The sequence below is a fragment of the uncultured Nocardioides sp. genome, assembly GCF_947488025.1.
GTDB lineage: Bacteria > Actinomycetota > Actinomycetes > Propionibacteriales > Nocardioidaceae > Nocardioides.
Window position 1 is genome coordinate 237,872 of record NZ_CANKYS010000006.1, and the last position, 8,678, is coordinate 246,549.

The 8,678-nt window shown below is 69.7% G+C and carries 12 protein-coding genes and 1 pseudogene; 6 read left to right on the forward strand and 7 right to left on the reverse strand.

The annotated features are described in order from the left end of the window. Positions 1-70 precede the first annotated feature (70 nt). Entirely contained in the window at positions 71-613 is a 543-nt protein-coding gene (locus tag Q1B24_RS12550; RefSeq protein ID WP_299928811.1) for an AAA family ATPase, read from the forward strand. A 3-nt stretch (positions 614-616) separates the two neighbouring features. Here the strand turns inward: Q1B24_RS12550 and Q1B24_RS12555 are convergent, their stop codons facing one another. Genes Q1B24_RS12555 through Q1B24_RS12565 form a run of 3 tightly spaced genes read right to left on the reverse strand, consistent with a single transcriptional unit; the run spans position 617 to position 2,064 of the window. Continuing rightward, entirely contained in the window at positions 617-973 is a 357-nt protein-coding gene (locus tag Q1B24_RS12555) for a hypothetical protein (RefSeq protein ID WP_299928813.1), read from the reverse strand. 18 nt (positions 974-991) lie between these two features. Then, entirely contained in the window at positions 992-1,204 is a 213-nt protein-coding gene (locus Q1B24_RS12560; protein WP_299928816.1) for a hypothetical protein, read from the reverse strand. Beyond that, positions 1,201-2,064 carry a hypothetical protein gene (locus Q1B24_RS12565; protein WP_299928820.1) on the reverse strand — a complete coding sequence of 288 codons (864 nt, stop codon included), beginning with the start codon at positions 2,062-2,064 and terminating at the stop codon, positions 1,201-1,203. Before Q1B24_RS12565 ends, Q1B24_RS12560 begins: the two co-directional genes overlap by 4 nt. A gap of 47 nt (positions 2,065-2,111) precedes the next feature. Between Q1B24_RS12565 and Q1B24_RS12570 the strand changes: the two genes are divergently transcribed. Continuing rightward, the gene (locus Q1B24_RS12570) at positions 2,112-2,558 is read left to right on the forward strand and encodes a hypothetical protein (RefSeq protein WP_299928823.1); all 447 of its coding nucleotides are present in this window, start codon (positions 2,112-2,114) and stop codon (positions 2,556-2,558) included. A 68-nt stretch (positions 2,559-2,626) separates the two neighbouring features. Here the strand turns inward: Q1B24_RS12570 and Q1B24_RS12575 are convergent, their stop codons facing one another. The 4 genes from Q1B24_RS12575 to Q1B24_RS12590 all read right to left on the reverse strand — a co-directional run bounded on the left by Q1B24_RS12575 (position 2,627) and on the right by Q1B24_RS12590 (position 5,506). Next, the gene (locus tag Q1B24_RS12575) at positions 2,627-3,004 is read right to left on the reverse strand and encodes a hypothetical protein (RefSeq protein WP_299928826.1); all 378 of its coding nucleotides are present in this window, start codon (positions 3,002-3,004) and stop codon (positions 2,627-2,629) included. Between the two features lie 12 nt (positions 3,005-3,016). Beyond that, on the reverse strand, positions 3,017-4,111 hold the full coding sequence (locus Q1B24_RS12580; RefSeq protein ID WP_299928829.1) for a hemerythrin domain-containing protein: 1,095 nt from the start codon (positions 4,109-4,111) through the stop codon (positions 3,017-3,019). A gap of 94 nt (positions 4,112-4,205) precedes the next feature. Further along, positions 4,206-4,727, reverse strand: coding sequence for a hypothetical protein (locus Q1B24_RS12585; RefSeq protein ID WP_299928832.1), 522 nt, complete (start codon positions 4,725-4,727; stop codon positions 4,206-4,208). Positions 4,728-4,867: 140 nt separating this feature from the next. Beyond that, positions 4,868-5,506, reverse strand: a complete 639-nt coding sequence (locus Q1B24_RS12590) for a hypothetical protein (protein ID WP_299928835.1) — start codon at positions 5,504-5,506, stop codon at positions 4,868-4,870. 98 nt (positions 5,507-5,604) lie between these two features. Between Q1B24_RS12590 and Q1B24_RS12595 the strand changes: the two genes are divergently transcribed. The 4 genes and pseudogenes from Q1B24_RS12595 to Q1B24_RS12610 all read left to right on the forward strand — a co-directional run. Continuing rightward, on the forward strand, positions 5,605-6,030 hold the full coding sequence (locus tag Q1B24_RS12595) for a MarR family transcriptional regulator (RefSeq protein WP_299928837.1): 426 nt from the start codon (positions 5,605-5,607) through the stop codon (positions 6,028-6,030). A 267-nt stretch (positions 6,031-6,297) separates the two neighbouring features. Next, a complete protein-coding gene (merA, locus tag Q1B24_RS12600) occupies positions 6,298-7,701 on the forward strand; it encodes a mercury(II) reductase (protein WP_299928840.1) in 1,404 nt (467 codons plus the stop codon). 15 nt (positions 7,702-7,716) lie between these two features. Beyond that, positions 7,717-8,361, forward strand: coding sequence for an organomercurial lyase (gene merB, locus Q1B24_RS12605; protein ID WP_299928843.1), 645 nt, complete (start codon positions 7,717-7,719; stop codon positions 8,359-8,361). 90 nt (positions 8,362-8,451) lie between these two features. Then, positions 8,452-8,598: pseudogene (locus tag Q1B24_RS12610) on the forward strand (cadmium transporter); the annotation flags it as partial. Positions 8,599-8,678 lie beyond the last annotated feature (80 nt).

The following is an 8,678-nucleotide window of genomic DNA, read 5'->3' on the forward strand; positions in this document are numbered from 1 at the left end:
AGTTCTGACATCGCAGTATCTTGATGTCAAGATATCACACACGCGCGGCTCGCTCGGCTAGCCTCCCCGCGTGCCGACCCTCCTCCACCTCAACGGACCGTCCGGCGTCGGCAAGTCCACGCTCGCCCGTGCGTACGCCGCCTCGCACCCGGGCACCCTCGTGTGCGACATCGACGAGCTGCGGTCGTGGGTCTCGGGCTGGGAGGACGACTTCGTCGGCACCGGCGAGGCCGTCCGGGCCTCCGCCCTCGCCCTCGCCCTGCTGACCGCCTACCTCGCCACCGGACGCGACGTGGTGCTCCCCCAGCTCATCGTCACGCCCTCCCAGGTCAACCGGTTCGAGGCGGCTGCGGCGGCGGCAGGGGCGTCGTACGTCGGCGTGGTGCTGACCGTCGAGCCCGAGGTCCTCCTCCCGCGCCTGCACGCCCGCGCCACTACTCCCGTGAACACCGTCGTCTCGCGCATCATCGAGGAGCGGGGCGGCGACGAGCTCGTGCTCGAGGGTCGGCGGCAGCTGCTCGACCTCGCCCCGGCCCACGGGTGGTCAGTGGTGGACGCGACCGACCACGCCTCCGCGCTGGCGACACTGTCCGACGTGATCTCGCGCCACTGACCCTCAGTCGATGCCGGCCATCTGGTCGAGGCGTTGCAGCAGGTCGTGCGCGGCCAGCTCCACGGCCTTGTGCCGCCACTCGGCCGCGCGGTAGACGCAGGCAATCAGCGCCGACCGGTGGACGCGCCGCAGGTCGCCGTAGACGAAGGCGTAGCGCGCCTTGGTCCCGTCGTTGGCGCCCACGGTCAGCCCGAGGTGCCACGCCGCGAAGTCCTCGAACGAGTGCCGCTCGAGGTAGGCATTCTCGGCCTCGGCGTCAGGCTGGACGGAGCCCCAGTCGCCGTCGAGGACGTACTGCCGGCCATCGATGAGCCTGCGCGCGTGGGCGACCGCCGCCGGGTTCACGTCGTACGTGGCCATGGCGCCACCCTGCCACGGTCAGAAGCCCAGCAGCTTGCCGAAGGCCGAGAAGAAGGCGTCGAACGCCTTGGCGATCGGGTTCCTCGGACCGTCGGTGCTCGCCTTCTGCCAGAAGAGCGGGTGCGAGCCACTGAACTCATCGTCGACCAGTGGGGTCCGGCCCCACAGGTACGGCCAGAACACCTCGGTCCGGTTGACACCCACCTGCAGGCGGGAGTCGAACCCCATCACGAGGTGTTGCTCCATTCGGGTGGTCCCGCTGCGCGGGTTCGTGGCCACCGCGTCTGCAGCTCCGGTGAGCCGATCACACCGACGACGTGCCGCGGCCGCATGACCAGACCCGGGTGGTCCCGGAAGTCGATGCGCATGAGGTACGAGTCCGGGTCGTCCGGGGTGGCCAGCGTCGCCGTGGTGACGCGTTCATCGCCCGTGACCCGGCTCAGGCCGTAGAGCCCGGCCGCGTAGCTGATGAACGGCGACGACCAGTCGTACAGGAGGTGACCGCGGATCGGACCCTGCACCGGCCGGACGTGCTCCGACCGCGCCGACAGCACCTCGTCGGGGCCCAGCTCGATCGTCAGGGTGCGCTCGGCGGGAGAGGTGCGAAGGTCGCTCTGCGGGGTCTCCGAGCCGTCCGCGAGGTGGATCGGCCGGTGGGCCCGGTGGACCATCGGCATGAGGACGAAGTAGCTGACGGCCCGCAGCGCCGGGGGCATGACGAGCACGAGCAGGGAGATGGCGGCCAGCCACCTCCACGACCGGGCCCACTGGTCGACGACCCATCCCACGCCCGATCCCTGGGCCTCCTCCAGGCTGCGCTCCTCGGCCTCCTTCTGCTCACGCTCCGCCTGCTTGCTGTCGATCTCCCTCTCGGTGGACGAGAAGGCGCCGCTCACGCCGAGCTGCTCGAGCTTCTGCTCGTTCGTCAACGCTGGGTCGCGGAGGACCAGGGCATCGGCCTCGGCCTCGCGCAGATTCCGTTCGACGGTGGCCTGCGCCTGCTCGGCCTTCTCCAGCAGCTTCGTCGCGTCCTCACACGGGTTCGGCCCGATCGGAAGCCTCTCGGGCAGGCTCTCCCAGAAGCCGCACACGTTGTCCCGCTGCTCGCGGTTGTCCTCGACGGCGGACTCCAGCTCCGATGCTGTCGATCCAGCCCGTCGATCTCCGCGCCGATCGTGCCCTCGAGCGACGTGACGGCCTCGCCCTGGGCCTGCTCGGCCTCGGTGTGGTGCTGCTCGAGATCGCTGTCGAGCGCTGCGCGTTCGGCGCGGACCTGCTGCAGCCGCTCGCGGTCCGTGACGGCGTCCTTGAGGGTCGGGACCGCGACCTGGACGAGCAGGAAGCCGAGGAACATCGACAGGACGACCGCGAGGAGCAGACCCACCTTCCTCAGGGCGAAGCCGAGGACAGCCGAGACCAGACGCACCGCGCGATCCTAGTTCGACGTCACGGGAGGCCGGGACCGGTTCTCCTCAGCAGCGCCACGCACTCGACGTGGTGGGTCATCGGGAAGACGCCGATGCTGCTGAGCGTGAGCGCGATCCTTTGCCGACAACTGCGTTCATCAGGGCAAACCGGCCTCTGACCTGCAGCGACGGCGTCCTCGGGGACTGCGGGCATCGGCCAGGCTCAGGAGGGTCAGCGCGGGATCGATCACTCCCCCGACACCAGGATGGCCACGACGAGCGCTGTGCGCGCCAATCCCAGCAGCGGTCCGAAGGGCAGCGCGAAGCCGATCCAGAAGACGAGCTCGATCGGCAGCAGGGCCACAGCCAGCCACAGGGCGATCGTGGCGTCGCTCCACAGCAGGACACCTACCACGACCTCGGCTGCGCACACTGCCACGAACCCGACAAGCAGCGCGGTGCTGGTCGGGATTCCCCAGCGCTCGAAGGGCCCTTCGCTATAGGTGAGGAAGCCGAGGAACGTCCACACCTCGCCGTTTCGCGCGTAGTACCACGCGCCGAACGCACCCGGGAGGCCGAAACCCAACCCGAGCACGAGGGAACAGACGGCGGCCGCCCTGGTCACATCCTGCCCCGGTCACACGAGCTGCCGGCCGCGGACCGGCGTGATGTACCTGCGGTACTTGCGTTTCCCGATCAGGTGCCAGAGCACCTTCACCGGTGGCGGCAGCGTGCCGAACATCATCGCCACCTCTTCGGACGTCGCCACCTCGACCAACTGCCCGAGGGCGATCCACCGCTGGGCCGGCGTGAACTTCTCGAAGCCACGCTCCCCGACCTCCTGCCACTCGGCCTCGGTCAGGTGCCGGTCGATCAGCGGCACGACAAGCTGCTCCTCCTCGTCGAGATGCCCTTGAAGGACGAGGAGGAACTCGCCGAGGCGGTCGGCCAGGACCGCGGCCGTCGCCGGCGTCGGATCCGAACGCCACACCGACATCGCGGCGCGCACCTCGGCGACCGACACGTCGATCTGCTGGTGCTGCTCCTCCATCCGCGCCACCAGCGGTGCGTCGAGCCCCGCGCGGTCGAGCAGTTTCGGCCAGATCAGATCGTCCTCAGTGGTGTGGTGCCCGTGCAGCTCCTCAAGCAGGAACCCGAGGTGGTCGGCGACGGCGCCCACGCGCGGCGCATCGGCTGCCGGCACCTCCTGCACCAGCATCCGCGCCTCGGCGAACTGACGCCGGAGGATCCGGTGGATGAGCGGCATCTCGCGCGCCGCGGCTCCGCCTGTGCCCGGGCCGCCACCAGTGCGCCGCTCCACGGCCTCTCGCAGATAAGTCATGTTGGCCCTCTCCTGACGGCGCGCCATCACCACGAACGCAGGGAACACCGGCCGGAACCAACCGCGCGGGCGTGCGTCGAACCGGACACGGAGCAGCGACCCACCGTCGACCGGCTCCACTGTGCCGGTGAAGGTCACCGCGATCGGCCCGCCATTGTCGTGGACCCAGCGAAGGGGCCGATCGAACTCGAGGCACTCGACCTCGATCGCCGACGGCGCTCCCTTCCAGCGAGCCAGGAACCTCGTGCCGACGCCCACCGGGCCGTCGGTGAGCTTCTCCATCGACTTCGCCGTGGGGTTCCACTCCAGCTCGTTGCGCAGGTCGACGCAGTAGTCGAAGAGTTCCTCCGGAGGGCAGGCGGCCACCGCCTGATTCGTGATGACGACCATGTTTCATCCTCCCCTCAAGGCCGTGCCGCCGACCGGGTGCCACTACGGCCGGCACGACCAACACTGCCCGGGCCGATGTTAGGGATGGGGGCGTTCACGCGGTGGCCTCGATCGGGATCGGTTCGGCACCCCGTGACCAAGCGCTCCGGTACGGGATTGAACAGCCGAGAGCCAGCACGGGGAACAACGAGGCTGCCAGCACCGCCGCCCAGGCACCCCGAGGATCTGTGAGCGACAACGGAGGGTCGGTCCCGGCAACCGTTGCGGCGAGTGCCGCCGTGACACCCACGCCTACGGCACCGCACACGGCACGGGGCCATCGCCGACCACGTCCGGACAACGCGTATCCGCCGACAATTCCCATCAGCCCGACCGCGATCGCCCCACTGCCCATCCCAGTTGTCACCAGTGTGGTGACGGCGCCGGGTATCAGCATGGGCGCGACGGCGAAGGTCAGCGGAGCCAGAGCCAGCAGCCGCCACTTGCGCGGCGGACCGACGCGCCGCAGGTGCTCGGCCCATCCCAGCAGCCCGCCGGTGACCGCCCCCGGAAGAAGGAGTGCGCCGAACGTCCCGCTCCAGGTGAAGGTCGACTCGACCCCCACGAGCTCGACCATGTACCCACGGAGTGCGGCCGACCAGGCGAGTCCGCAGACCGCGCCCCCAGTGACCCACATCCATGGCGACGAGGCGGCGTCTGCATTGAATGTGGCGGAAACCGTGACAGGTGCCTCCGCGCCGCCGATAGCGGGGCTGCTCATTGCTGGTCGGCCTGCCACAGCGCGTAGCCCAGGGCCGCGAAGAGCAGCATCCAGACCGTGATCGCTAGCCGCGCGAGAACGAACGGACCCAGCAATGCAGGCATCATCGGCACGAACACGAAGATGCCGGCCACCAGCACCACGAGCCCTCGCCAACCTGACCACCGTCCCCCGCGGCGGACCGCGATGCCGGCCAGAATCAGGCCCCCACCAACCGCCACGCTGGAAACGCCGTAGAGCGCGTCGAGAAGGCCGGTGCCGTCGCCTGGATAGGTCGAGTTGCGTGCCGTGATCGCGATCAGCTCGGTGACCGCGAGCAGCGCCATGCCCCAGCCGGCGAGGCCGATGCCCCAGCGGGCGCTGCGGCCCTGGGCCATGACCGCTGCGCGGGCCAGCGCCGCGATACCGGCCAGCAGACCAACATGCTGGACGAAGAACCAGATCTGAATGACGGTGAACCCGCCCGCGGTGAGCGGATAGCTGAACATGTCCTCGGGCACCTGCGCCGGATAGACCGCCAAGAAGATGCCACTGACGGCTCCGAGGATGCCCGCCGCCAGACAGACCGCACCGGCGTGCCTCACCCAGACGGGAACAGCGGTGGCAAGCGACGTGCCCGCCTCGACGTGCGTCATCCTGATCGCTCCTCTGGCCCGTCGAAGGCAACACTCCGAGCAGGGTGTGCTAGAAACTATTCAGGTAACCTGAATACTCTTCGGATTCGGAGTTGTCAATGGCGAACGACCTGAACACCGTCTCGATGCTGGGCCAGGCCTACAGCCTGTTGGGCTTCCAGATCGTCGACGGCGTCGTCGGGGCCGGCTATCCGCAGAAACCCAAGCACTCCGCCGTCTTCGCCCAAATATCTCCCGACGGCTCCCGGCTCACCGAGCTCGCACGCAAGGCCAACATGACCCCGCAGTCCATGGCCGAACTCGTCGACGAGCTCGTCGACATGGGGTACGTCGTGCGTCGTCCCGACCCCAACGATGGCAGGGCCAAGCTCATCGTGCTCACCAAGCGGGGAAGAGGCGCCGTAGCCGCCGGTCGCCAGACGATCGAAGGCCTCGAAGAGCAGGTAACCCAGATCCTGGGCGAGCGCGGACACCGCGAACTCCGACGACTGCTGTCAACACTGCTGGACGCTACGAATACCTGAGGCGGCCGTTCACCAGGATCGATGACGGCGACATCGAGATGACCCGGGGATCGTGGTGGTCCCGGGTCTGATCAGGGCCGCGTTGGAACGTGGCCTGGCAGCTGAGCTGGGCGATCACCTCGGCCATGAGAAGGGCTCGCCGGGTGGTGGCGAGCCCGCTCGGTTGTCCAGCGTTCGCGATACCGACAGCGACTTGACCTTCCCCTGTGCTGGAAGGTTCACGATGGACCAGTGAACACCACCGCGTCGAACCAGGAGGCTCCCACCGTGTCCGCTGCATCGGTTCCCAACGATCCGACCTACGAGGTGGACCTGGCGGTCATCGGTTCCGGTGGAGCCGCGATGGCCGCCGCGATCGAGGCCCGCCGGCGCGGCGCGAGCGCCGTGCTGGTGGAGCGCAGCACCCTGGGCGGGACGTGCGTGAACCGGGGCTGTGTGCCGTCCAAGGCGCTGCTGGCCGCCGCGGGTGCCCGGCACGCGGCGCTGGCGAACCCGTTCCGCGGGGTGCCGACCAGCGCCGGCGAGGTGGACCTGGCCGCGGTGGTGGAGCAGAAGGATGAGCTGGTCGGCTGGCTGCGGCAGGCCAAGTACGTCGACGTCGCCACCGCCTGGGGCTTCGAGATCCTGTCCGGGACCGCCCGGTTCCGCGACGGAGAGGTCCTGGAGGTCGACGGCCGACCGCTGCGCGCACGCGGCTACGTGGTCGCGACCGGCGCCCAGCCGCATGTCGGGGGCATCGTCGGGCTCGAGCAGGTGGACTACCTGACCTCGACCACCGCGATGGAGCTGCGCGCCCTGCCCGCCTCGCTGGTGGTCATCGGCGGGGGGTACGTCGGGATGGAGCAGGCGCAGCTCTTCGCACACCTGGGCTCCCGGGTCACGGTAGTCGGCCGGCTCGCGCCGCACACAGAGCCCGAGCTCGCGGACGTGATGCGGCGGGTGTTCGCCGAGGACGGCATCACCGTGGTCGACGAGCGTGCGGTCGCTGCCACCGCCAGCGACGTCGGCGTAGTGGTGACCACCGCGTCCGGGATCCGGGTCGAAGGGGCGCGGGTGCTGGTCGCGACCGGACGACGACCGGACACCACGGCGCTGAACCTGTCGGCGGCCGGCGTGGAGACCGACGACCGCGGGTTCGTCGTGATAGACGAGCACCAGCGCACCAGCAACCCCCGCGTGTTCGCGGCCGGCGACGTCGCCGGCACGCCGCAGTACGTCTACGTCGCCGCCGCGTCCGGGCATGTCGCCGCCGCGAACGCACTGGACCCGGACGCGAAACGGTCCGTGGACTACACCGGGATGCCGGCGGTGATGTTCACCCGGCCCCAGGTGGCCTCGGCCGGCCTGAGCGAGCAGGAAGCGCTCGCGGCCGGTTATTCCTGCGACTGCCGAGTCCTGGAGCTCGCCGACGTGCCCCGGGCCCTGGTGAACCACGACACCCGCGGTGCGGTGAAGCTGGTCGCCGACGCCGACACCGGCCGGGTGCTCGGCGTGCACGCGGCCGCCGACGGAGCCGGCGAGGTGATGCTGGCGGCCACCTACGCGATCAAGGCCGGCATGACCGTGAACGACCTCGCAGACACGTGGGCGCCGTACCTGACGATGGCCGAGAGCCTGCGGCTGGTCGCCGGCCTGTTCCGCAACGAGCTGCCGACCTCCTGCTGCGCCTGACCAAGAGAGCCCACGATGACGAGCAACGACGATCACGACACCACGGTCCCCGACGACGACCGGGATCCGATTGCTGGTCTGCTCGACCGGCTCGGTGGCGACGCCACCCTGGTCCGGCGCACCGCATTCACCCGGCTCCGGGCCACGGCCGCACCCGTGGACGTGGCCACCCTCGCCGCCGAATGCGACCTGACCCTGCACGAGGTCGAGACCGCACTCTCCGACCTGGTCAGCGCCGGCGCCATCACCCGCAGCCCGGCCGGAGCGGTGGTCGCGGTTGGCGGGCTGAGCGTGGTCCCCGCCAGGCACCACTTGAGGCTGGACGGACAGCAGTACTGGACGTGGTGCGCCTTCGACGGCATCGGCATCCCCGCCGCCCTCGAGGTCGACGCCGTGGTCGAGACCAGATGCCCGACCTGCGGGCGCGCCCTGGTGGTCCCACGTCGAGGCCGGTCGCCCACCCGCGGACAGCCCGGTCGTCGGATGGCTGCCCGGCGGACCCTGCGGGAACGTGCAGGCCGACTTCTGCCCGAGGCGAACCTGTTCTGCGACGCGACCCACCTTGCCGCCTGGGGTTCGACCGGCGACCACGAAGGCGCCCCCGCGAGCCTGGTCGAGCTCACCGACACCGGGAAGGCGACGTGGGCCGACATCACCTGACCAACCGGCACATCCGCAGCCACCCGCACCGCGCCAATGGCTCAGGTGCGCGTGCCATCCTGAACCGGTGAGCGCGGTCAGGTGTGGCGCAACGGGGACGATGACGAGCACACGATGGCCGACAAACCCGTCGGTGCCCTCACGGTGGCGGCAGTCACCTTTGCCAACGGTGGCGACAACATCGGGGTCTACGTGCCGGTGTTTATCGCGGTTGGCACCGGCGCCCTCGTGGCCTATTTCGGCTCATGTGACGCATCCGTGGGTGCCCTGCGCGTCTGAAACGTGAGCACGCCGTTCCCTGTCTAGGTTTCTGAGCT

What these genes read in the sequence shown, in the direction of transcription:
- Q1B24_RS12580 (WP_299928829.1), bottom strand. Translation starts at nt 4,111, where the DNA reads ATGGTCGTCATCACGAATCAGGCGGTGGCCGCCTGCCCTCCGGAGGAA.
- Q1B24_RS12590 (WP_299928835.1), bottom strand. Translation starts at nt 5,506, where the DNA reads ATGACGCACGTCGAGGCGGGCACGTCGCTTGCCACCGCTGTTCCCGTC.
- merB (WP_299928843.1), top strand. Translation starts at nt 7,717, where the DNA reads ATGACGAGCAACGACGATCACGACACCACGGTCCCCGACGACGACCGG.
- Q1B24_RS12595 (WP_299928837.1), top strand. Translation starts at nt 5,605, where the DNA reads ATGGCGAACGACCTGAACACCGTCTCGATGCTGGGCCAGGCCTACAGC.
- Q1B24_RS12570 (WP_299928823.1), top strand. Translation starts at nt 2,112, where the DNA reads ATGCTGTCGATCCAGCCCGTCGATCTCCGCGCCGATCGTGCCCTCGAG.
- Q1B24_RS12585 (WP_299928832.1), bottom strand. Translation starts at nt 4,727, where the DNA reads ATGGTCGAGCTCGTGGGGGTCGAGTCGACCTTCACCTGGAGCGGGACG.
- Q1B24_RS12555 (WP_299928813.1), bottom strand. Translation starts at nt 973, where the DNA reads ATGGCCACGTACGACGTGAACCCGGCGGCGGTCGCCCACGCGCGCAGG.